Source organism: Streptomyces mutabilis (assembly GCF_014649815.1).
In the GTDB taxonomy this organism is placed as follows: domain Bacteria; phylum Actinomycetota; class Actinomycetes; order Streptomycetales; family Streptomycetaceae; genus Streptomyces; species Streptomyces mutabilis.
On the sequence record NZ_BMTT01000017.1, the window covers coordinates 19790 to 42036 of the forward strand.

Consider the following 22247-nt stretch of genomic DNA (forward strand, 5'->3'; position numbering starts at 1 on the left):
GGTTCCGGATGCACCGGAGGGTGCGTCCTCGGTTCACCGCCCCCGTAGTCGAAGCGCTTCGATGTTGCTGCGAGGTTAGGTGAACGTCTGGGGGCGCACAAGGGTCGCTTCCAAGATTCCTCCGAGGTGTGCCGCGCCGGGCGGCGACTCACCGTGCTCGTACAGCACTTGGATTGTGACGAGAAGCCGGAGTTGGTGTGCACATACGGCTTGACACCCACCCTGGCGCCGACTGAGCATCGAAGCGCTTCGAAAGCGCCGCCGCTCCATCGCAAGGGGAACCTCACGTGACCGCACCCACGCCGCCCACGCCGCCTTTCCGCGATCCGCACCTGCCGTTCGGGAAGCGCGTCGACGACCTGCTGTCGCGGCTCACGCTCGAGGAGAAGACCGCCTTCCTGCACCAGTTCGCCCCCGCCGTCGAACGCCTCGGCATCGCCGCCTTCCGCACCGGCCAGGAGGCGCTGCACGGGGTGGCCTGGATGGGGCCGGCGACCGTGTTCCCGCAGGCCGTCGGTCTTGGCGCCACCTGGAACGAGGACCTGGTGTGCCGCGTCGGCGAGGCGGTGTCCAAGGAGGCCAGGGCGATGCGCGCCCGCGACGAACGCGTCGGCCTCAACGTCTGGTCCCCGACCGTGAACCTGCTGCGCCACCCGCTGTGGGGACGGAACGAGGAGGGCTACTCCGAGGACCCGAAGCTCACCTCGGCCATCGCGACCGCGTACACCCGCGGCCTGCGCGGCGACCACCCGACGTACTGGCGCACCGCACCCGTCCTCAAGCACTGGCTCGCGCACAACAACGAGGCCGAACGGGACACGTCCTCGGCGTCCGTCCGTCCGCGCGTCCTCAACGAGTACGACCTGCGCGCCTTCCGCGAGACGGTGGAGGCGGGCGCGGTGGCCGGGGTGATGCCCGCCTACAACCTGGTCAACGGCCGCCCCAACCACGTCTCCCCGTACCTCGGCCGGCACCTGCGCACCTGGACCGAGGACGACCTCCTGGTCTGCTCGGACGCGGGTGCGCCCTCCAACCTGGTCGAATCCGAACACTACTTCGACACCCACGAGGAAGCGACCGCGGCGGCGCTGCGGGCCGGCGTGGACAGCTTCACCGACCACGGCACGGACTCCTCGAAGATCGTCGCCCGCGTCCGGGGCGCCCTGGAGCGGGGCCTGCTGACCGAGGCCGACATCGACACCGCCGTACGCCGGCAGTTGTCGGTCCGCTTCCGGCTCGGCGAGTTCGACCCGGAACGGGACCCGCACGCCGTCACGGCGGACACCGCCACGGACTTCGACACGCCGGCGCACCGGGAGCTCGCGCGGGAGGCGGCCGAGCAGGCGGTGGTCCTGCTCAAGAACGACGGCCTGCTGCCGCTGGCCCCCGACACCCGGATCGCCGTCGTCGGCCTGCTCGCCGACGAGTGCAAGCTCGACTGGTACAGCGGCACGCTCATCCACCGTTCCACTCCGCTGGAGGGCCTGTACGAGCGCTTCGGCGCCGAGCGGGTGAGCTTCGCGGAGGGCGTGGACCGGGTACGACTGCGCACCGGTGACGGCAGGTTCCTGCACGTACTGCCCGCGGACGACACCCCCGCCGAGACCCGGGGTGCCGAGGGCGCCCTCGACCCCGCCCTGATCGCCGGCCGCACCGACCTTCCGCCGCTGACCGCCGACGCCACCGGCACCGAACTCTCGCTGGTCGACTGGGGCGAGGGAGTTCTCACCCTGCGCGCGCCGGACGGCCGGTACCTGTCCGTCGCCGAGGACGGCTACGTGCGCGCCTCCGCCGACCAGCCCGGCGGCTGGGTCGTGCAGGAGACCTTCCGGCTCGAACCCCATGGCGACGGTCACCTCCTGCGGCACTCGGGAACGGGTCGCCCCGTCCATGTCGCCGCCGACGGCGTGAAGGTTGCCGCGGACGACGCGGACGCCGAGGTCTTCGAGCTGGTCGTCGCCGAGCGCGGCGAGGACGCGGTGACGCGGGCGGCGGCCGGTGCGGACGTGGTCGTGGTGGTGGCGGGCAACGACCCGCACATCAACGGCCGGGAGACCGAGGACCGTACGACCCTGCGGCTGCCGGCCCACCAGGAACGCCTGCTGCGCGCCGCCCGCGCCGCCAACCCGCGCACGGTGCTGGCGCTGGTCTCCGCCTACCCGTACGCGGTCGACGCCGACGTGCTCCCGGCGGTGCTGTGGACGGCGCACGGCGGTCAGGCGGCCGGCACCGCGCTGGCCCGGGTCCTCGCCGGTGACGTCTCCCCCGCCGGGCGGCTCCCGCAGACCTGGTACGCCGACGACGCCGACCTGCCCGGCCTGCTCGACTACGACGTGATCGGGAGCCGCCAGACCTACCTGTACTTCGAGGGGGCGCCGCTCTTCCCGTTCGGGCACGGCCTGTCCTACGCGTCCTTCGGGTACGAGGACCTCTCCGTCCGGGTCGGGGACGACGCGGTGCGCGTGTCCTTCACCGTCACCAACACCGGGCAGGTCACCGCCGACGAGGCGACCCAGCTCTACGCCCACGCCGAGGAGCCCTCGGTCCCGCGCCCGCGCCGGGAGCTGCTGTCCCACCGCCGGCTCACGCTGGCCCCGGGCGAACGGGCCGAGGTGTCCTTCGACGTCCCGCTGTCCGCGTTCGCGTTCTGGGACGTCGCGCACGACCGGTGGCGGCTGGAGCCCGGCCCGTACGCGCTGCTGGTGGGCGCCTCCAGCGAGGACGTGCGCCTGTCGACGACCGTGACCCTCGCCGGGGACCCGGCCGCTCCCCGTCCGGTCCGCGAAGTCGGTCTGGACGCCGCCGACTTCGACGAGCAGAGCGGCACGGAGATCGTCGACCGGACGAAGGTGGCGGGCGACGCGGTGACGCCGACGGACGAAGGTTCGGGTGAACTCGTCTACCGCGCCTGCGACTTCGGTCCCGGAGTCACCTCGGTGACCTTGTCGGTGGCGGGCGAGGGCACGGCGGAACTCTCCCTGGAGGGCGGCCCGTCGGTGGCGTCGCTGTCGCCGCAGGCGCCCACCGCGGGGCCCTACGACTACGTGGAACTCGCCGCCGACTTCCCCGCCGACGGCGTGCACGACCTCCACATCAGGCTGCGCGGCTCTCTGCGGCTCGCGCACGTCGGCTTCTCCGGTTGAGGGTCCGGAACAGCCGACGAGAGGCAGGGGCCCGGCACCGGTGACTACCGGCGCCGGGCCCCTGGCTCACCACTCGCCCGGACCAGCCCCATCTCGTAGGCCACGATCACGGCCTGCGCACGGTCGCGCAGCTCCAGTTTGGCGAACAGGCGGTTGATGTGGGTTTTCACGGTGTGGTCGGTGATGGTGAGGCGGCCCGCGATCTCCGCGTTGGACAGCCCTCGGGCGATCAGGGTCAGCACCTCCGTCTCCCGTGCCGTGAGGTCGGCGGGCGGGCGGACGGGCAGCCGGGAGGCGCGCGCGTGGACGAACTCGGCGATCAGCCGCTTGGTGATCTCCGGCGACAGCAAGGCGTTGCCGTCGGCCACCACCCGCACGGCATGCAGCAGTTCGGGGAAGGTGGCGTCTTTGAGCAGGAAGCCGCCCGCTCCGGCCGCGAGCGCGTCGTACACGTACTCGTCCAGGCCGAAGGTGGTCAGCATCAGCACCTTCGTCGCGCCGTCGGAGGCGGCCAGGATCTCCCGGGCCGCGTCGATGCCGTTCTTGTGCGGCATCCGGATGTCGAGCAAGGCGAGGTCGGGGCGGGTCTCGGCGGCGATGCGCACCGCCTGCGCACCGTCCTCCGCCTCGCCGACGACGTCTATGTCCTCCTGGGTGTTCAGGAGGTTGACGAATCCGGTGCGTACGACCGCCTGGTCGTCAGCGACCAATGCCCTGATCACATGTGTCTCCGTCTCCAGCTCCACGAGGGTCATCCGGGCCCCCACGGAAGCTCCGCCTCCACGAGGAAACCACCGCCAGGGCCCGCGCCCGCCCTGAGCTGGCCCCCCACGAGGGCTGCCCGCTCCCGCATCCCGGTCAGGCCGTGCCCGGTGCCGGTGCCGGTACCGGGCTCCGGACGGGCGCCGGGCGCGGGGCCGTCGTCGCGGATGTGCAGTCTGAGCACTCGGTCGGCGCCGTAGTCGACCTCCACCACCGTACGGGCGCCGGGCGCGTGCCTGCGTGCGTTGGTCAGCGCCTCCTGGATGATGCGGTAGGCGGACAGCTCCCACGCGGCGGGCAGCGCCACCCGGTCGCCGGTGATCCTGAGTTCGGCCGTGCCACCCACTGCACGGTGCTGATCCACCAGTTCGGCGAGGTGGTCCAGAGTCGGCTGGGGTGCGGTGAGTGCGGTGTCACCCCCGGGGGTGCGCAGGACTCCGAGGAGACGGCGCAGTTCTGCCATCGAGGAGCGGGCGGTGGTGGCGATCTGCTGGAAGCCGTCCCGGGCCTCGGGCGTGAGCCCCGGGGTGGTGTATGTGGCGCTCTCGGCCTGGACGGCGATCATCGACACCGAGTGGGAGACGATGTCGTGCAGCTCGCGGGCGATGGCGGCCCGCTCGGCCTCGGCGGCCTGCTGCCGCTCCATGGTGATCAGCCGGGCCTGCGCCAGGTGCCGTTCGTTGCGTGTCTCCTCCCGGGAGCGCACCGCGTCACCCATCATCACAGCCCCGAAGATGACCACGCTCAGCAGGAACGACTCGGCGAACAGGCTGAGCGAGCCCGTCTCCCAGAGCGCCGGCACCGGCAGCTCCATCCGCGACCAGGTGTTGATGTGCACCAGGTTCACACACAGCGCGCCGAGGGCCCCGCCCGCTACGGCCGCGGCGGGGTGCAGTACCCGGTTCCGGCCGAGTGAATAACAACCGATCAGTCCACTTGCCATGATCGAGAGGTACAGGTTGACGTCCCCGGCGAACCCGATGAGCCCCGCCGCGACCGTGAGCATCGCGACGGGCGGAAAGGACCGCCGCCACATCAGCGAGGCTGCGGACACGAGCACTCCCACCGTGGTCGTGACGGACCCTGGGAAGACGATCAGTTCCGTGACGGCGCCGGCGGTCAGGACGCCGCCGGTGACCCACGGGTAGGCGGGCGCGGCGATCCAGGCGTGGAACCGCTGCTGAAGCGACGTACTCATACGCCCATGATCCAGGCCGGGGCGGAGTCACACGTCACCGCTCGGGTTGAGATGGCGGGCGGATCTCGTACCACGGGTCGAGTACCAGGTACGTAGCCTCGGTTGACGCCGTCCGGTCTGCGGGTTCCTAGCGTCGACTGGCATGAGGAAGAGTCTTGCGGAGCATGCCGCGAACTACGCCGCACGCCCCGTCGAACGGTACGCGTGGGCCGGGTGCGCGGTGGTCGCACCTGGGTTCGCGCTCGCGTCCGACGTGGCGCCACACAAGGTGTGGGGGTTCGCGGCGGGTGCGGGATACGCGGTGGCGGCGCTACTGATGTCGGGTTCGGGCGCGCGCCGCAGGGCCCGTGCGGCCGCCGTGCTGGGAGCAGTCGTGGTGCCGCTCGTCGGCCTGGTGACCGCGAGGCTCGGGCAGTTGGAGGTCGCGGTCGTCGAACGGTCGGGGCGGCTGCTCGCGACGACCGGGAGTCCGTACGTCACCGACCCCTCGGCCGTGGCCGACTTCAATCCATATCTGCCCGGGATGGCGCTTTTCGGCCTGCTGCCCGGGGACGCCCGCTGGTGGCTGGGCGCTGTGTTCGTCGCGGCCCTGGCCGGCGCCGGGCTGCACAGTGCCTGGCTGCTCGCCTGCCCGCTGGTAGCGCTGCCTCTGGCGGTGGGCGGAGTCGACCTGCCGGTCGTCGGCCTGATGTGCCTCGGCGTCTCACTCGCCGGGCAGCGGCGTACGGGCCCGGCCGGCCTGGTGCTCGGCGCCGCCGCCGTCCTCAAGTGGACCGCCTGGCCGGCGTTTCCCGTGGTCCTCGCGCTGATCACCGTGCGCCAGGGCGGGCGGGCCGCGCTGCGGTGCGCGGCCGTGGGCCTGTCCATCGTGACCGTATCGGTGTTGCCCTTCGTCCTCGCCGATCCCCACGGCTTCTACCTGAACGTCGCCGCGTTCCCTCTCGGCCTCACCGGCACCGCCTCCCCCGCCGCGAGCCCGCTGCCTGGACATCTGCTGGCAGCGCACGTCCCCGGGGGCACGCTGATCGCGCCGGCACTGCTTTCCGCGGCCGCGCTGCTGTTCGCCCTCTCGCTGGCCGTGCGCCCTCCCGGGACCGTGCGGGACGCGGGCGGCCGACTGGCGCTCGGGCTTGCCGTGGCGACGGCCCTGATGCCCGCAACGCGCTTCGGCTACCTGGTCTATCCACTGGTACTGGGCGCACTGGCCCACCGATCGGCGGACCGCGGCACCGCGGTCACCCCCTCCGAGAAGAAGGAGGCCATCGCATGACGAGCCCTTCCCGCGCCCGCACGCTGATCGTGACCAACGACTTCCCGCCCCGGCAGGGCGGCATCGAGACTCTCGTCCGCGAACTGGCCGACCGCTTCCCTCTCGATGAGGTGGTCGTCTTCACCTCGGCGCTGACGGACACGGCGGAGCCCGAACCCGGCGAACTCTTCCCGTACCCGGTGATCCGCCATCCGGCCCGGACCCTCCTGCCCACGCCCCGGGCCACCGCCCACGCGGCGTCCGTGGCCCGCCGGTACGGCTGCGACCGGGTGTGGTTCGGCGCGGCGGCCCCTCTCGGACTGATGGCGGGACCGCTCCGGCGTACGGCGGACATCCGGACCGCCGTCGCCACCACTCACGGCCATGAGGCGTGGTGGGCCCGTTCGCCCGGAACCCGGGGGTTGCTGCGCCGCATCGGCGCGGAGGTGGACACGCTGACCTGGCTGGGCGGGAGCACCCGTGGTCCGATCGAGTCCGCCCTCGCGCCCGGGACGCGGACCGCCCGCCTGGTCCCGGGCGTGGACGCCCGGGCCTTCCATCCCGCTGTGGACGGCGACCCGGTCAGGACGCGACACGGCCTGGGCCACCGCCCCGTGGTTCTCTGCACGGCCCGCTTGGTCCCGCGCAAGGGCCAGGACACGTTGATCAGGGCGTTGCCCTGGGTACGCAGGGCGGTACCCGACGCCGTGCTGCTCCTGGTCGGTGACGGCCCGTACGCCCCCGTGCTGCGCCGTCTCGCGCTGGACGAGGGCGTCCTGGACTCCGTCGTCTTCGCCGGAGGTCACCCCCATCACGCGCTCCCGGCGTTCTACGCCGCCGCCGATGCGTTCGCCATGCCCTGCCGTACCCGCAAGCGCGGCCTGGAGGTGGAGGGGCTCGGCATCGTCTACCTGGAGGCCGCCGCGTCCGGACTCCCGGTCGTGGCGGGCGACTCGGGCGGTGCCCCGGACACCGTACGCGAGGGCGAGACGGGCCATGTCGTCGACGGCAACTCGGTGGCGGCGACGGCCGACCGGCTGATCCGGCTCCTGCGCGATCCCGGACTCGCCCGCGCGATGGGCGCGAAGGGACGCGACTGGGTGCGGTCGGAGTGGAGTTGGGATCGTTCCTGGGCGGTGTTGAGGGACCTGCTGTCGGGGTAGTCGGCGAGGTTAGGCACAGTGGGCCCGCCGGCCGAGCCCGCACACCGGCCGACGGGCCCGTCGGCCGGTGTGCCCCCGGAAGCGACGAAAGACCACCAGCTCGACGCCGAATGAACCCGCCGCCCGGCACCGGAACGCGCCGGCGGCCCGAACCCCCGCACAGTGGGTTCGGGCCGTCGGCCTCTCAGGGGTAAGTCAGAGGGCGAGGCCCGTCAGGACCAGCACCCGCTCGTAGGTGTAGTCGTCCATCGCGTACTTGACTCCCTCGCGGCCCACGCCGGACTGCTTGGCGCCGCCGTACGGCATCTGGTCGGCGCGGTAGGAGGGGACGTCGCCGATGACGACGCCGCCGACCTCGAGGGCGCGGTGGGCGCGGAAGGCGGCCTGCAGGTCGTGGGTGAACACGCCCGCCTGGAGGCCGTACTTGGAGTCGTTGACGGCGGCGAACGCCTCGGCCTCGCCGTTCACCTTCTGCACGCTGAGGACCGGGCCGAAGACCTCCTCGCGGGCGAGGGTGGTGTCCGCCGGGAGGTCGGTGAGGACGGCCGGCGCGTACGAGGCGCCGTCGCGCTTGCCGCCGGTGTGCAGGGTGGCGCCCGCGGCGACGGCCTCGTCGACCCAGGACTCCACGCGCTGCGCGGCGGCCTCGCTGACCAGCGGGCCGACGTCCGTGGCGTCGTCGTTCGGGTCGCCCGTGACCTGGGCCTCGACGGCGGCGACGATGCGCGGCAGCAGGCGGTCGTAGACGGCGGCGTCGGCGATCACGCGCTGCACGGAGATGCAGGACTGGCCGCCCTGGTAGTTGGAGAAGGTCGCGATGCGCTGCGCGGCCCGGTCCAGGTCCTCGTCGCTCGCCCAGTCACCGAGGACGACGGCCGCGCCGTTGCCGCCCAGTTCCAGGGTGCAGTGCTTGCGCGGGACCGAGTCCATGATCGCGTAGCCGACGGTCTCGGAGCCGGTGAAGGAGATGACCGGGAGGCGCTCGTCCTGGACGAGGGCGGGCATCTTGTCGTTGGACACCGGCAGGATGCTCCAGGAACCGGCGGGCAGGTCGGTCTCGGCGAGCAGTTCGCCGAGGACCAGGCCGGAGAGGGGCGTGGCGGGGGCCGGCTTGAGGATCATCGGCGCGCCCGCGGCGATCGCGGGGGCGATCTTGTGGGCGCACAGGTTGAGGGGGAAGTTGAACGGCGCGATGCCGAGCACGACGCCCTTCGGGAAGCGGCGGGTGAGGGCGAGTCGGCCCTGGCCGCCCGCGTCGGTGTCCAGGCGCTGGGCCTCGCCGCCGTTGAAGCGGCGGGCCTCCTCGGCCGCGAAGCGGAAGACGGACACCGCGCGGCCGACCTCGCCGCGGGCCCACTTGATCGGCTTGCCGTTCTCGGCGGAGATCAGGCGGGCGATCTCCTCGGTGCGCTCGACCAGCCGGCGGCTGACGTGGTCCAGGGCTGCGGCTCGGGTGTGGGCGGGGGTGGCGGCGAACTCGTCCCGTACGGCGTACGCGGCGGCTACGGCCTCCTCGACCTGGGCGTCGGTCGGGAGGCTCACCGTGCCGACGTGGCTGCCGTCCCAGGGGGAGGTGACGTCGAAGCCGGCCTCGCCGGTGGCCTGGCGGCCGGCGAGCCAGAAGGCGTGGGTGGAAGTCATTGTGGAGTCCCGGCCCTTCCGCGTTGGGGGGTGTGTGCGTACGTGCGTACGGGGTGCGGGGTCCACGGTAGGGCGGGGGACGGTGGTGGGCGTTTGTCCGGGGTGTAGTGGTGGGGGTGGGTTGTTCGACGCGGTGGCCAGGTGAGGTCGGCCGGACGCGATGCGCAGTGGAGGTCGTCCTCGAACACCGACGCGGACCCTCACGACCCCGCGTCGGCCTGCCGCCCTCGGTCGGCCGAGACCCGGACCACTTCGGCGTCGTACTGGCCGGCGTCGAAGTGGAAGGCCGGGGGACGCGCCTCGCCGGCGGGGACCTGCCAGTCGGACCATTCCACGATGTCCCCGTGCCGTTGCACGAACACCGAGAGATGACCGCAGCATCCGCCCGTGCACTCGGGCTCTCCCAGCACCACACGCCGCCCTCCGGCGGTCGCCCACAGGAGGCTGTGACCGTCGGCGGGCAGGATCTCGTGCGCCAAAGGGCCGCGTCCGCCCTCGCCGACCGCCTCAGCGACCACGTCTTCCCCGTCGACCCGCAACTGCCACTGGGCAGCCCATCGGGGGCCCGACGGCAACACGCCGATCCGAAGTCGATTGAGCATCCGGTCACTCTACGGACGCGGCGGCTCCGGCGACTCCGGGTGGGCGCCGCGGCACCGCCCGGGAGGCGGCGACCCGTCCGTGCAGCACGCCCGAGCGAACGGAAGTCCTAGTCGGTGGAGGTTGCCTTCAGAGCGAGCCACAGCTCCATCCGTACGTCCGGGTCGTCCAGGGAGCGGCCCAGGATTTCCTCGACCCTCCGCATGCGGTAGCGCAGGGTGTGGCGGTGGACGCCGAGGTCGGCGGCGGCCGCGTCCCACTGGCCGTGGCGGGAGAGCCAGGCGCGCAGGGAGGCCACGAGGTCGCCGCGGCCGGTCGCGTCGTGGTCCCGCAGGGCGCGCAGCAGGCCGTCGGCGAAGGCGCGTACCGCGTCGTCGGCCAAAAGCGGCAGGACGGAGCCGGCCGCCAGGTGTTCGTGTTCCACGCAGACGCGCCCGCGCCGGCGGGCCACCGACAGGGCTTGTTCGGCCTGTTTGTAGGCGGTGGACGCGGCGATGGGCCCGGACGGCGCGGACAGGCCGACGACCAGGCCCTCCACCTCGCCGCTCGGCGTCGGTTCGGGCGCCGGGCGGGTGCCCTCCAGCCCCCTCGCGTACTCGATGCAGGCGGCGACGGCCGCGCCCTCGTCCGCGGCCAGCGCCACCAGCCGCTCGCCCTCGGGAACGACGAGTACCGCCTCACCGGCGTGGGCCGCCGCCGACTCCACGACCTCGGCGAACGCATCGAGCGCATCGGCACCCGGGGCGGCGGCCGACGCGGTGGGCTTGGCCGTGGCGGCGCCTCCGCGCGCCTGCGGGCCGGCGTGCGCCCGCGCGGCGGACGCCGAGGTCGACTCGGCGACGATGATCCGGAAGGGGGCGTCCAGCAGGCCGCCGTACAGGTTTCCGGCGACCGTGCGCGCGTGGTCGGGTTCGCCGGCCAGCAGCATGCGCAGTACGGCGCCGTCGATGCGCAGCCCGGCCTCGTGCAGGGAGCGGGAGCGTTCCGTGGTGAGGGTCAGCAGGGCGATGGCGGAGTGGACGGCGTACCGCTCGGCGGTGCCGGGGGCGGCGGCGGTGCCGACGGCGAGGGTGGAGCGGGGCCTGCGGGAGGTGCCGAGGGAGTGGAGTTCGACGCGGTCGGCGTTCTCGGGGTGGTCAGGGTGTTCGCCGCCGCCGACGACCGAGGAGGCGGGAGCCGGGCGCTCCCGCAGCCGCTGCACGTCCGCCGTGAGGCGCGCGGCCCGGCGGCCGGCCCACTCCGGGGCCGCGGCGACGACGGCGCCCGAGGCGTCGTACAGCGCCGCCCAGCCGTCGACCTGCGCGGCGAGCGCGGCGAGCAGCCCCTCCGGGCCGTCGGTGAGGGCCTTCCTGGTCAGCTCGCGCTGGGCGGCGAAGCCCGCCGTGACCGCCCGGTACTGATCGGCGGCTATGGCGGCGGACACGGCCTTGCTGATGGCGAGGAAGGGGGTGCGGCGGGGCACCTCCAGCAGCGGCAGCCCTTCCTTGCGGGCCGCTTCGACCAGCGCCTCGGGGATCTCGTCGTAGTTGACGCCGACGGCGAACCCGAGCCCCACCACCCCGGCGCCGGCCAGCCGCTTCACGTACCTGTGCATCGCGTCGGGGTCCCCGGCGTCCAGCTTGAGCGCGGTGATCAGCAGCAGCTCCCCGCCCTCCATGTAGGGCACGGGGTCGGCGAGCTCGCTGACGTGTGCCCAGCGCACCGGCACGTCGAGGCGGTCCTCGCCCGCGCGCACGGTCAGCTTGAGCGCGGAGTGGTGGACGAGCGAGGCGAGCGTGGGGGGCATGGGGGCCTGGGCCTTCGGTCTGCGTCGGTGAGGTGGGCGGGGCGGGGTGGCCGTACGGTGAGACGTCTGTGATCTTTTGGCCGTCGTGTATGAACGACCTGTGTCGATTCTGCCTCACCGTACGGTCCCCGGGGGCCCGCCCGGTCAGGTCACCCGCGCAGATCCACCAGGAGCGGCGGAGCGTGCTCTCCCTTGACGCTCGTCAGTGACAGCACCGCGTGCCCCGCGGGCACGGCGTGCGCCAGCTCGGACGCCGACCAGCGTTCCCGCTCGACCTGCCGCACGGTCACCGCGTCCGTCGTGACCGCCTTGCCCGTCAAGAGCTTGCGCAGGGCGTGGAAGAGCCGGGTCATCGGTTGGTCGGCGAAGACGGTGTGCTTGGCGACCTCCGTCGTCTCGACCCACTCGGTGCCCCACGTCTGGGCGAACCGGTTGCCGTCCCAGGTCGAGACGCCGCAGAAGGCCATGCGGCAGCCGACCGCGCCGTACAGCGGTCCGTGCAGTGCCTCGGGAACGTCCCCGATGGTACGCAGAGCCAGCAGCACTCCCGCGTTCCGGGAGCGCAGCTGCTGGATGCGGCGCACCGACTCCACGGTGACGACGCCGGTGGCGTCGTCCAGGACCAGGCAGGCGAAGTGCGGACGCCTGCTGTCCCGGACGACGTCGTGGAACTGCGCGAGGACCAGGCGGGTGAGCACGCGGCCCGCCTCCTCGTGGCCGTGCTCGGGCAGGTCGATCCGCACGCGCAGCGGGTGCCGGGCGACAGCCCGCAGCGAGAACGACTGGTCGGCGCCGCCGAGGAAGTCCGCGAACACCGGTCGGTTCAGCAGGGCCAGCCGGTCGGCCAGGGCGCGGCCCGCGTCGCCCGGTGTGCCCGTCTGCCTGATCCTCGCGTCCAGTTCCCGGCACAGGGCGTCCTCCCCGCTCGCGGCGAGGATTTCCCTCAGCTGTGTCAGAGCGCTCTCCGTCCCCTCGAGCAGATCGCGCAGTTCGGGGAGGGAGGGAAAACGGCCATACGCGGTCCGGAAGGGGCCGAGCAGCTGCACCAGCGCGGTGGACGCGAGCGGCGTCCCGACCGAGTCGAGGTCGCCCACGAGCGCCTCGGCGAGGATCGTGGCTGCCTGGTCCGGGTCGTCGCAGTCGGCGTACGGATCGAGTGCGTACGCCGAGGCTGGGTCCCCCATGCGCACGATCACGTCGAAGGCGTCGTCACTGCCCAGCCGGCCGCCGGCGGCGGACACGGCGACCACGGCGCAACTCCCGGTGAGCGCCTGGAGCGCCAGCGCCTCGGTCACCGGTTCGACGAGCGTGCGGGTCTTGCCCGCCCCGGACGGACCGACGGCGAGCAGGGAGGTGCCGAGCACTGCCGGGTCGAGGGCAGCCTCCGCGTCCCGGTACTCCCGCGGTGTCCGATCGTCGGGCACCCAGCGGCCGATGCGTACCTGCCCGGTGAGCAGGTCGTGGCGGGCCCGGCGGGAGAGGTCCCGCGCTCCGGAGGGGTGGGTCCACGCCCCGCCGCGCTCACGCAGGACGGTCTCACGGAAGGCGGGCAGCGACGCCTTCCGGCAGGCCGCGGTGAAGGCGTGCTCGACGCGGACGCAGTCGACGTCGTTCATCCGGTCGCCAGACACCTCGGCGGTGAGGAGGTCGGCGGCCTCATGCTGGCCGGCGTCGCGCAGGGCGGGCCAGTGCGAACGGGGGCGGGCGGGGTCCGGTGCGCTCGGGACGGTGGGCTTCCGGCGCGGGCCCAGCCGCTGCCTCGCGTACGGCCACCAGTCTCCGAGGCGCGCGAAGGGCCACACAACGAACAGTGTGACGAGCACGTACACCGCGTTCGTGAAGAGGACGGAAGCCATCAGGTCGTAACTGTCCGTGATCAACACGGTCAGCGAGAGCAGCGGGTCGACGAGGGGCACCGGGGACCACCCAGCGCCCGGGAAGGCGTCGGGGAAGACGAGGGCGAGGGCGACGAGGGCGAGCGCGGCGGTGACCAGTACCCGCACAGGCGGGCGCAGACGGCCGAGGTAGTGGCGGAGAATGGCGCGCCAGCTGCCGAGCCCGACCACCGCGAGGACGAGGACGGTGAAGAAGACGCCGTCGTAGACGACGAGCGCGTCCCATCCCGGAAGCCGCACGGTCCGGTTCTCCACCGGCTTGGGCGCGGCGACCGACCCGCCCCACCACCAGTCGTCGGGCGTGCACATCCGCAGCAGTGCGCTCTTGTAGGGGAAGTAGCCACCACTCCAGAACGACCACACGACCAGCGCCAGGGCGAGGGGCACCAGCATGCCGGCCACCGTCACTGGCGCGAGCCTCTCCATCGGCTCCTCGGCCGGACGGTGGCCGTACCGCCAGATGCCGGGCCGGGTGGCGGGCCTGACCGCATCGAGCCAGGCGGCGACGGCCGACGAGGGCGGAGGCGCCTGCTGCGGCACAGGGGGCGGCGCCCCCGGAGGCGCCGGTGGCCGCGGCGGCATCGAGGGGACCTCGGGAGGCCCCGCCGGGCGCGGCACAGGATTCGCATGCGTGCCCCGCGCGTCCCGCATCCCGTCGCTGTCCATCGCCCGTGCCCCCTGACCAGCCGCTCCGTCCACCATCAGCGAGCCAATCTAACGCCCTCCCAGGGGGAGTTCACCGCTTACGCGGCCGGACCCGCACCGACGTGTCCACAGGTCGCCGTATCCGTCACATGTCCACCACGGACAACCGGCACCGCGGACAACGCCCACATGGAGCATGCCCCCTCCCCCGTCCCGGTCCTAGCCTGCGAGAAAAGAAGGCAAGCGTCCGTAAGATCCCGCAGATCGCGCAAGACCCAGGAGCCCCCATGACCGCACTTGAGCAGGAGCGCCGCGTCGTCACCGCCATCCCCGGCCCGAAGTCGCAGGAGCTGCAGGCCCGACGCACGGCCGTGGTCGCGCAGGGCGTGGGCTCCACGCTCCCGGTCTTCGTGACGCGCGCCGGCGGCGGCGTCATCGAGGACGTGGACGGCAACCGTCTGATCGACTTCGGTTCCGGCATCGCCGTGACCTCCGTCGGCGCCTCCGCCGAGGCCGTCGTACGCAAGGCGTCCGCGCAGCTCGCCGACTTCACCCACACCTGCTTCATGGTGACGCCGTACGAGGGCTACGTCGCCGTCGCCGAGGCGCTGGCCGAGCTGACCCCGGGCGACCACGCCAAGAAGTCGGCGCTGTTCAACAGCGGCGCCGAGGCGGTCGAGAACGCCGTCAAGATCGCGCGTGCGTACACCAAGCGGCAGGCGGTCGTCGTCTTCGACCACGGTTACCACGGCCGCACCAACCTCACCATGGCGCTGACCGCGAAGAACATGCCGTACAAGCACGGCTTCGGTCCCTTCGCGCCCGAGGTGTACCGCGTGCCGGTCGCCTACGGCTACCGCTGGCCGACCGGTGCCGAGAACGCCGGCCCCGAGGCCGCCGCCCAGGCGATCGAGCAGATCACCAAGCAGGTAGGCGCCGAGAACGTGGCCGCGATCATCATCGAGCCGGTGCTCGGCGAGGGCGGCTTCATCGAGCCGGCCAAGGGTTTCCTGCCCGCGATCAGCGAGTTCGCCGAGGACAACGGCATCGTCTTCGTCGCCGACGAGATCCAGTCCGGCTTCTGCCGCACCGGCCAGTGGTTCGCCTGCGAGGACGAGGGCATCGTCCCGGACCTGATCACCACGGCCAAGGGCATCGCGGGCGGTCTGCCGCTCGCCGCCGTCACCGGCCGCGCCGAGATCATGGACGCCGCGCACGCGGGCGGCCTCGGCGGCACCTACGGCGGCAACCCGGTGGCGTGCGCGGGCGCGCTCGGCGCCATCGAGACGATGAAGGAGCTGGACCTCAACGCCAGGGCGAAGAACATCGAGGCGATCATGAAGTCCCGCCTCACCGCCTTGGCCGAGAAGTTCGACGTCATCGGTGACGTCCGGGGCCGCGGCGCGATGATCGCCATCGAGCTGGTCAAGGACCGCGCCACCAAGGAGCCGAACCCGGAGGCGACCGCCGCGCTCGCCAAGGCCTGCCACGCCGAGGGCCTGCTGGTCCTGACCTGTGGCACCTACGGCAACGTTCTGCGCTTCCTTCCCCCGCTGGTGATCGGCGAGGACCTGCTGAACGAGGGCCTCGACATCATCGAGCAGGCCTTCGCCCGCGTCTGAGCGAGCACCCGTGCACGACGCCGGACGAACCCGTGAAGGGGCGCCGGACGAGCACGTGCGCGAGGACCCGAACGTGCATCTGAGCTGCGTCTCGCACACCTGGCGCGGCGAACCGCAGGCGGTGTGAAGAACGTGTGCGGGGTGGATGGCAGGACGCCGATGGCCCTGTCCTCGGCCCACCCGCTGTCGTAGGTTCTACGCAGATGAGAGATACACCCGCCCACAGGGGACTGTGGGCGGATCTCAGGACGAGGCCTCCCCAGCTTCGACCTGGTCGTGCCTCGCGCACAACCGGAACTCGTGGGTTCCGGGTCTCCTCACCGATCGGACGGTCGCCCGCCCCAAACCCCCCGGGGCGCGCGACGTTCCGGTCAGGACGGCCGCCCCGGCATCCGGGACGGCAGGTTCACCGAAGGGCCGGCATACTCCCCCCCTTGTGCCGGCCCTTCGGTGTGTTCCCGGGCCGGCCCTCCCTTCGCCACCCGCTCCAGGCGGTGCGACGCGGTGCCGGAGTGCCTGCGAAGCTGGGCGTCATGCCGGTCCCCCCGCCCCGCACGCTGCCCGCCCTCCTCGCGCTGCCCGTCCTCCTCTTCGCCCTGATCACCTGGCAGGTCGCCGCCGACGGCCCGCTGATCGGCGCGGACAAACGGCTGAGCAGGGCACTCGTACACCCCGACCGGCTATCCGAGCTGCTGGCCGACCTCGGCAACGTACCGGTGGCCGTGCCCGTCCTCGCCCTCACGCTGGCGGGCGCGGCCTGGCACGGGCGCGCCAAAGGTACGGACCGCTGGTGGCTGCCGCCCCTGGCCGGGGCCCTGGCGATGGCTCTGGTGCCGGCACTGGTCGCCCCGCTGAAGGCGTGGACCGACCGCCCCGGCACCCCGGCGGTGCCCCCGGCCGTCGGCTACTACCCCTCCGGCCACACCGCGACCGCGGTCGTCGCGTACGGCGCGGCGACGCTGCTGCTCCTTCCGCTGCTGCGGTCGCCGGCCGTCCGCCGCGGGCTGGTCGTGCTGTGCGCGGTCCTCGTCCTCGGCGCCTCCTACGGGCTGGTGCGCCGCGGCTACCACTGGCCACTGGACGTGGTGGCGAGTTGGTGTCTGGGCGCGGTGCTGCTGGTTGGGGTCGCGCTGGTGGCCGGCCGCACCGCGCTGCCGGCCACCCGAAGTACGCGTCGAAGTTCTTCTGGAACTCCCAGTTCGATCGAGTAACGGTCCCAGTTGATCGACCAGGTCATCAGGCCGCGCAGGGCGGGCCACGCGCCCACCCCCGGGTCCTGGCCGCCCCACTTGCCGGTGCCGTAGTACTGGTAGCCGAGCTGGGCGAAGAAGGTCTTCAGGGGTGCCGTTCCAGCCGTCGAGGCCGGACTCGAAGCCGCCGTTCCTGGCGAGGTCCGCGTCGCGATGCACGAGGCGGCGGCTCTGGCGGTGGAGGACGGCCGGGGGTGAGGTGCGCAAGGGATTGACAACGGCACTGGTCTGGACCAAGTCGGGCGCGCTCCACTTTCCTCCCCATGTCCGGGCGTACTTGCGGAACGCTCCAGACCGCTCGCGCGTCGCCCCCTCGTCACGCTGCTCACCGTCGCGGCGCTCGCCGCGTCCGGCATGACCGCGCTCGCGTCGGCCGCCCGTGCGGCCCGGTTCGAGGAGCGCCGGGTCCGTGAGGGTGCCGGTCCCGCCGGGCGGATCAGCCAGCGGGGGTTCCACCGGACGACACGCCTCCCGGGTGCGGCACCACGATCCAGGTGCCGAGTCCGGCCGTCCGGACGCCGGTGCCCACCCAGCGGGCCGCCGTGCCGGCCGGCACGAAGAAGCGCGTGCGCGCGTCGCCGAAATCGACGAGCACCGGGCCCGGTTGGTCCAGGACGCGGGAGAGCACGTCGAGGGTCGGATAGCCGAGCCGACTGGGCAGTATGAGCACGTCCCAGGCCTTGCCGGCGGGCAGCAGGGCGACCCCCAGGGATTGCGCTCCCACTCCTGCCGACAGGACTCGGGATCCGGTGCGACGGATGCCAACCACGCGACCGCCGTCTTCGCACCAGGCACGTGAAGACCTCCCTCTCACTCGTGGACGCGGGATGCGTCACGGGGGAGAGGGAGGTCTCCCGGCGGGCATTACGCGGGTTGCGGCGCCTCATTGGCGTGGACCCGGTCACACGGGCGGCGGCCGCGGGGCGCTCAGCTGTCGAAACCCAGCCCCAGCTTGTCCATCGTCCGCAGCCACAGGTTGCGCCGGCCGCCGTGCGCGTCCGCGCGGGCCAGCGACCACTTGGTGAGCGCGATGCCGGTCCAGGCGAAGGGCTCGGGCGGGAAGGGCAGCGGCTTCCTGCGGACCATCTCCAGCTCCGTGCGCTCGGTGCGCTCCCCCGCCAGCAGGTCCAGCATCACCTCGGCACCGAACCGGGTGGCGCCCACGCCGAGGCCGGTGTACCCGGCCGCGTAGGCCACCTTCCCCTGGTGGGCGGTGCCGAAGAACGCCGAGAAGCGGGAGCAGGTGTCGATCGCGCCGCCCCAGGCGTGGGTGAAGCGGACGCCTTCCAGCTGCGGGAAGCAGGTGAAGAAGTGCCCGGCGAGCTTGGCGTACGTCTCGGGGCGGTCGTCGTACTCGGCGCGCACCCGGCCGCCGTACGGGTAGACCGCGTCGTAACCGCCCCACAGGATCCGGTTGTCGGCGGAGAGGCGGAAGTAGTGGAACTGGTTGGCGCTGTCGCCGAGTCCCTGCCGGTTCTTCCAGCCGATCGAGGCGAGCTGCGCGTCGGTGAGCGGCTCGGTCATCAGGGCGTAGTCGTAGACCGGGACGGTGTACGAGCGGACCCTGCGGACCAGGTTCGGGAAGACGTTGGTGCCGAGTGCGACCGTGCGGGCGCGGACGCCGCCGTAGGGGGTGCGTACGGCCATGCCGGCGCCGTACGGCCGCAGGGTGAGGGCCGGGGTGTGCTCGTGGACGCGGACGCCGAGGTCGAGGCAGGCGCGCTTGAGGCCCCAGGCGAGCTTGGCGGGGTTGACCATGGCCACGCCCCGGCGGTCGTACAGACCTGCGCGGAACGTGGGTGAGTCGACCTGTTCCCGTACGGCCTCGGTGTCCAGGTACTCGACGCCGTCGGCCAGGCCCTTGGCGCTGATCTCCTGGTGCCAGTCGTGAAGCTCCCGGGCCTGGTAGGGCTCGGTGGCCACGTCGATCTCGCCGGTGCGCTCGAAGTCGCAGTCGATGCGGTGGCGGGCGACCGTTTCCTCGATGGCGTCGAGGTTGCGGGCGCCGAGTGTCTCCAGCCGGTGGATCTCGTCGGGCCAGCGGGTGAGGCCGTTGGACAGCCCGTGGGTGAGGGACGCGGCGCAGAAGCCGCCGTTGCGGCCGGAGGCGGCCCAGCCCACCTCCCGGCCTTCCAACAGCACCACGTCCCGCCCCGGGTCACGCTCCTTGGCGATCAGCGCGGTCCACAGTCCGCTGTAGCCGCCGCCGACGACCAGCAGGTCGCAGGTCTCGGGGCCGGTGAGGGCGGGCTGCGGGCGGGGACGGCCGGGGTCGTCCAGCCAGTACGGGACCGGCTGGGCGTCGGAGAGGGATTGCGTCCAGTCGTTGCTGCGGCTCATGGCGCTCGGGGCCATGATGTCAACTCCCTACGTATGCGGTACGCGAGGCACTATGCCTTGCGGCGATTCCGGCGGTCGCCGATGACCATGGAGGCCAGGACGAACAGCACGGCGATGACGAACATGGCCGTACCGACGACGTTGATCTGAACGGGCGTTCCGCGCTGGGCCGATCCCCAGACGAACATGGGGAAGGTGACGGTGGAGCCCGCGTTGAAATTGGTGATGATGAAATCGTCGAAGGAGAGCGCGAAGGCGAGCAGCGCTCCGGCGGCGATTCCGGGGGCCGCGATGGGCAGCGTGACCCGGACGAAGGTCTGGAAGGGACCGGCGTACAGGTCCTGCGCCGCCTGCTCCAGCCTCGGGTCCATCGACATCACGCGCGCCTTGACCGCCGTCACGACGAAGCTGAGGCAGAACATGATGTGGGCGGTCAGGACCGTCCAGAAGCCCAGCTGAGCACCCATGTTCAGGAACAGGGTGAGCAGCGAGGCGGCCATCACGACCTCGGGCATCGCCATCGGCAGGAAGATCAACGAGTTGATCGCGCCGCGAGCCCGGAACCGGTAACGGACCAGCGCGAAGGCGATCGCCGTGCCGAGCGCCGTGGCGCCCAGCGTCGCCCAGAAGGCGATCTGGAGACTCAGCGACAGGGAACCGCACAGTCCGGAGACGCCGCACGGGTCCTTCCAGGCGTCCGTGGAGAACTGCTGCCATTCGTAGTTGAAGCGCCCGTTCGGTTTGTTGAACGAGAAAACCGTCACGATGACATTGGGCAGCACGAGATAAGCGAGCGTCAGCAGCCCGGCGATCACTACCAGATTGCGCTTGCACCAGTTGACGAAGGCCATTTAAACCAGATCCTCCGTCCCCGACTTGCGGATGTAGAAGGTGACCATGGCGAGGATCGCGGCCATCAGGATGAAGGAGAGCGCCGCCGCCGTCGGATAGTCCAGCACCCGCAGGAACTGCGACTGGATCACGTTTCCGATCATTCCGGTGTCCGCCGAGCCCAGCAGGGACGCGTTGACGTAGTCGCCGGTCGCCGGGATGAAGGTCAGCAGCGTCCCGGAGACGACGCCGGGCATCGAGAGCGGGAAGGTGACCTTGCGGAAGACCGTGGAAGGCTTGGCGTACAGGTCGCCCGCGGCCTCGTGCAGCCGGCCGTCGATGCGCTCCAGCGACGTGTACAGCGGCAGGATCATGAACGGCAGGAAGTTGTACGTCAGGCCGCAGACCACCGCGAGCGGCGTGGCCAGCACCCGGTCGCCGGCCGTCCAGCCGAGCCAGCTGGTGACGTCCAGGACGTGCAGCGTGTTCAGGGCGCCGACGACCGGGCCGCCGTCGGCGAGGATCGTCTTCCAGGCCAGGGTGCGGATCAGGAAGCTGGTGAAGAACGGCGCGATCACCAGGATCATGATCAGATTCCGCCAGCGGCCGGCGCGGAAGGCGATCAGGTAGGCGAGCGGATAGCCGAGCAGCAGGCACAGCACGGTCGCGGAGGCGGCGTAGGCGACCGACCGCAGGAACTGCGGCCAGTACTCGGACACCGCGTCCCAGTAGGTGACGAAGTGCCAGGTGACCCTGTAGCCCTCCTCCAGCGAGCCCGTCTGCACGGACGTGGAGGCCTGGTAGATCATCGGCGCCGCGAAGAAGACGACGAGCCACAGGATGCCGGGCAGCAGCAGCCAGTACGGCGTCCAGCGGCCCCTCTTGCGCGGGGGCTTGTCCTCCGGCGCGGGCGGGGAGAGCGGTGGTGGCGCCTCGGTGAGGGTGGACATCAGGCGGTCTCCCCCTCGGCGACTCCCGCGTCGATGTCCTGGGCGGCGTCGAGGCCGAAGGTGTGCGCCGGGTTCCAGTGCAGGACGACGTCGGCGCCGGGGGCGAGGCGGGCGTCGCGGTCGATGTTCTGGGCGTACACCTCGAACTCGGGGCAGGCCGCGCAGTCCACGACGTACTGCGTGGAGACGCCGATGAAACTGGTGTTGGAGATCTTGCCGGTGATGCGGTTGCGGCCCTCGGGGATGGAGCCGGCCTCGTCGGCGTGGGTGATGCTGATCTTCTCCGGGCGCACTCCGACCAGGACCTTGCCGCCGGCCCGGGCCGGCGCGGAACAGCGTGCGCCGGGCAGGACCAGCTTGTCGCCGGCCGCCTTCACCACGACGTCGTCGCCGCTGCGGGTGTCGACCTCGGCCCCGATGAGGTTGGAGGTGCCCAGGAAGTTGGCGACGAAGGTGGTCCGCGGGTTCTCGTAGAGGTCGGCGGGGGCGCCCAGTTGCTCCACCCGGCCCCCGTTCATCACGGCGACCCGGTCGGCCATGGTCATGGCCTCCTCCTGGTCGTGCGTGACGTGCACGAAGGTGATGCCGACCTCGGTCTGGATGCGCTTGAGCTCCAGCTGCATCTGGCGGCGCAGCTTGAGGTCGAGGGCGCCGAGCGGTTCATCGAGGAGCAGCACCTTGGGGTGGTTGATCAGGGCGCGGGCGACCGCGACGCGCTGCTGCTGGCCACCGGAGAGCTGGTGCGGCTTCTTGCGGGCCTGCTCCCCGAGCTGCACGAGCTCGAGCATCTCCCCGACCTGCTTCTTCACGCTCTTGATGCCGCGTCGGCGCAGGCCGAAGGCGACGTTCTCGAAGATGTCGAGGTGCGGGAAGAGGGCGTAGGACTGGAAGACCGTGTTGACCGGCCGTTTGTACGGCGGCAGCGCGGTCACGTCCTGGTCGCCGAGGTGGACGGTGCCGCCGCTGGGCTCCTCCAGTCCGGCGATCACGCGCAGGGTGGTGGTCTTGCCGCAGCCGGATGCGCCGAGCAGGGCGAAGAATGAGCCCTGGGGCACGGTCAGGTCGAGCGGGTGCACGGCGGTGAAGGAGCCGTAGGTCTTGCTGATGCCGGAGAGGCGGACGTCGCCGCCGTGCTCCGTCGCGTCTGTGCGCGTCTGCGTCGTCGTCATCGT

Annotated in this window: 16 protein-coding genes and 1 pseudogene; 6 read left to right on the plus strand and 11 right to left on the minus strand. The window is 72.1% G+C overall.

Features of this window, described 5'->3' with window-relative positions; genetic code table 11:
* Window positions 1-287 precede the first annotated feature (287 nt).
* Complete coding sequence (locus IE142_RS27465; protein WP_191888251.1) at window positions 288-3143, plus strand: glycoside hydrolase family 3 protein; 2856 nt, start codon at window positions 288-290, stop codon at window positions 3141-3143.
* Between the two features lie 44 nt (window positions 3144-3187).
* On the opposite strand, the gene IE142_RS27470 is transcribed toward IE142_RS27465, so the two are convergent.
* The gene (locus IE142_RS27470) at window positions 3188-3898 is read right to left on the minus strand and encodes a response regulator (protein ID WP_191888252.1); all 711 of its coding nucleotides are present in this window, start codon (window positions 3896-3898) and stop codon (window positions 3188-3190) included.
* On the minus strand, window positions 3895-5103 hold the full coding sequence (locus IE142_RS27475; RefSeq protein ID WP_191888253.1) for a sensor histidine kinase: 1209 nt from the start codon (window positions 5101-5103) through the stop codon (window positions 3895-3897). Before IE142_RS27475 ends, IE142_RS27470 begins: the two co-directional genes overlap by 4 nt.
* Before the next feature lie 142 nt (window positions 5104-5245).
* Between IE142_RS27475 and IE142_RS27480 the strand changes: the two genes are divergently transcribed.
* Both IE142_RS27480 and IE142_RS27485 read left to right on the plus strand, forming a co-directional pair.
* Window positions 5246-6373, plus strand: coding sequence for a hypothetical protein (locus IE142_RS27480; protein WP_191888254.1), 1128 nt, complete (start codon window positions 5246-5248; stop codon window positions 6371-6373).
* On the plus strand, window positions 6370-7515 hold the full coding sequence (locus tag IE142_RS27485; RefSeq protein ID WP_191888255.1) for a glycosyltransferase family 4 protein: 1146 nt from the start codon (window positions 6370-6372) through the stop codon (window positions 7513-7515). Before IE142_RS27480 ends, IE142_RS27485 begins: the two co-directional genes overlap by 4 nt.
* Window positions 7516-7710: 195 nt before the next feature.
* Here the strand turns inward: IE142_RS27485 and IE142_RS27490 are convergent, their stop codons facing one another.
* The 4 genes from IE142_RS27490 to IE142_RS27505 form a co-directional block, all read right to left on the minus strand.
* The gene (locus tag IE142_RS27490) at window positions 7711-9156 is read right to left on the minus strand and encodes an aldehyde dehydrogenase family protein (RefSeq protein ID WP_191888256.1); all 1446 of its coding nucleotides are present in this window, start codon (window positions 9154-9156) and stop codon (window positions 7711-7713) included.
* A gap of 200 nt (window positions 9157-9356) precedes the next feature.
* The gene (locus tag IE142_RS27495; RefSeq protein WP_191888257.1) at window positions 9357-9758 is read right to left on the minus strand and encodes a hypothetical protein; all 402 of its coding nucleotides are present in this window, start codon (window positions 9756-9758) and stop codon (window positions 9357-9359) included.
* Window positions 9759-9865: 107 nt separating this feature from the next.
* Window positions 9866-11542 (minus strand): PucR family transcriptional regulator, encoded by a 1677-nt coding sequence (locus IE142_RS27500; protein WP_191888258.1) that lies wholly within the window; start codon window positions 11540-11542, stop codon window positions 9866-9868.
* Between the two features lie 149 nt (window positions 11543-11691).
* Complete coding sequence (locus IE142_RS27505) at window positions 11692-13830, minus strand: type IV secretory system conjugative DNA transfer family protein (protein WP_229830920.1); 2139 nt, start codon at window positions 13828-13830, stop codon at window positions 11692-11694.
* Here IE142_RS27505 and IE142_RS37015 point away from each other — a divergent pair.
* The 3 genes from IE142_RS37015 to IE142_RS27515 all read left to right on the plus strand — a co-directional run bounded on the left by IE142_RS37015 (window position 13829) and on the right by IE142_RS27515 (window position 16915).
* Window positions 13829-14119, plus strand: coding sequence for a hypothetical protein (locus IE142_RS37015; RefSeq protein WP_229830923.1), 291 nt, complete (start codon window positions 13829-13831; stop codon window positions 14117-14119). The two genes, IE142_RS27505 and IE142_RS37015, sit on opposite strands and share 2 nt — an antisense overlap.
* A 250-nt stretch (window positions 14120-14369) precedes the next feature.
* Window positions 14370-15704 carry a 4-aminobutyrate--2-oxoglutarate transaminase gene (gabT, locus tag IE142_RS27510; RefSeq protein ID WP_191888260.1) on the plus strand — a complete coding sequence of 445 codons (1335 nt, stop codon included), beginning with the start codon at window positions 14370-14372 and terminating at the stop codon, window positions 15702-15704.
* Between the two features lie 533 nt (window positions 15705-16237).
* The gene (locus tag IE142_RS27515) at window positions 16238-16915 is read left to right on the plus strand and encodes a phosphatase PAP2 family protein (RefSeq protein WP_191888261.1); all 678 of its coding nucleotides are present in this window, start codon (window positions 16238-16240) and stop codon (window positions 16913-16915) included.
* Window positions 16916-17344: 429 nt separating this feature from the next.
* Here the strand turns inward: IE142_RS27515 and IE142_RS27520 are convergent.
* The 5 genes and pseudogenes from IE142_RS27520 to IE142_RS27540 form a co-directional block, all read right to left on the minus strand.
* A pseudogene (locus IE142_RS27520) lies at window positions 17345-17749 on the minus strand (hypothetical protein); the annotation flags it as partial.
* A 132-nt stretch (window positions 17750-17881) separates the two neighbouring features.
* The gene (locus tag IE142_RS27525) at window positions 17882-19309 is read right to left on the minus strand and encodes an NAD(P)/FAD-dependent oxidoreductase (RefSeq protein ID WP_191888262.1); all 1428 of its coding nucleotides are present in this window, start codon (window positions 19307-19309) and stop codon (window positions 17882-17884) included.
* 35 nt (window positions 19310-19344) lie between these two features.
* Complete coding sequence (locus IE142_RS27530) at window positions 19345-20145, minus strand: ABC transporter permease (RefSeq protein WP_191888263.1); 801 nt, start codon at window positions 20143-20145, stop codon at window positions 19345-19347.
* Window positions 20146-21075: an ABC transporter permease gene (locus IE142_RS27535; protein ID WP_191888264.1), complete on the minus strand. Its 930-nt coding sequence runs from the start codon at window positions 21073-21075 to the stop codon at window positions 20146-20148.
* Window positions 21075-22244, minus strand: a complete 1170-nt coding sequence (locus tag IE142_RS27540) for an ABC transporter ATP-binding protein (protein WP_191888265.1) — start codon at window positions 22242-22244, stop codon at window positions 21075-21077. Before IE142_RS27540 ends, IE142_RS27535 begins: the two co-directional genes overlap by 1 nt.
* Window positions 22245-22247 lie beyond the last annotated feature (3 nt).

Bases quoted from the DNA above. Each gene is read 5' to 3' on its own strand.
- IE142_RS37015 (WP_229830923.1), top strand. From the start codon at position 13,829: ATGCCGGCCACCGTCACTGGCGCGAGCCTCTCCATCGGCTCCTCGGCC.
- IE142_RS27495 (WP_191888257.1), bottom strand. From the start codon at position 9,758: ATGCTCAATCGACTTCGGATCGGCGTGTTGCCGTCGGGCCCCCGATGG.
- IE142_RS27490 (WP_191888256.1), bottom strand. From the start codon at position 9,156: ATGACTTCCACCCACGCCTTCTGGCTCGCCGGCCGCCAGGCCACCGGC.
- IE142_RS27505 (WP_229830920.1), bottom strand. From the start codon at position 13,830: ATGCTGGTGCCCCTCGCCCTGGCGCTGGTCGTGTGGTCGTTCTGGAGT.
- IE142_RS27485 (WP_191888255.1), top strand. From the start codon at position 6,370: ATGACGAGCCCTTCCCGCGCCCGCACGCTGATCGTGACCAACGACTTC.
- IE142_RS27530 (WP_191888263.1), bottom strand. From the start codon at position 20,145: ATGGCCTTCGTCAACTGGTGCAAGCGCAATCTGGTAGTGATCGCCGGG.
- IE142_RS27525 (WP_191888262.1), bottom strand. From the start codon at position 19,309: ATGGCCCCGAGCGCCATGAGCCGCAGCAACGACTGGACGCAATCCCTC.
- IE142_RS27535 (WP_191888264.1), bottom strand. From the start codon at position 21,075: ATGTCCACCCTCACCGAGGCGCCACCACCGCTCTCCCCGCCCGCGCCG.
- IE142_RS27515 (WP_191888261.1), top strand. From the start codon at position 16,238: ATGCCGGTCCCCCCGCCCCGCACGCTGCCCGCCCTCCTCGCGCTGCCC.
- IE142_RS27480 (WP_191888254.1), top strand. From the start codon at position 5,246: ATGAGGAAGAGTCTTGCGGAGCATGCCGCGAACTACGCCGCACGCCCC.
- IE142_RS27500 (WP_191888258.1), bottom strand. From the start codon at position 11,542: ATGCCCCCCACGCTCGCCTCGCTCGTCCACCACTCCGCGCTCAAGCTG.
- IE142_RS27540 (WP_191888265.1), bottom strand. From the start codon at position 22,244: ATGACGACGACGCAGACGCGCACAGACGCGACGGAGCACGGCGGCGAC.
- IE142_RS27475 (WP_191888253.1), bottom strand. From the start codon at position 5,103: ATGAGTACGTCGCTTCAGCAGCGGTTCCACGCCTGGATCGCCGCGCCC.
- gabT (WP_191888260.1), top strand. From the start codon at position 14,370: ATGACCGCACTTGAGCAGGAGCGCCGCGTCGTCACCGCCATCCCCGGC.
- IE142_RS27470 (WP_191888252.1), bottom strand. From the start codon at position 3,898: ATGACCCTCGTGGAGCTGGAGACGGAGACACATGTGATCAGGGCATTG.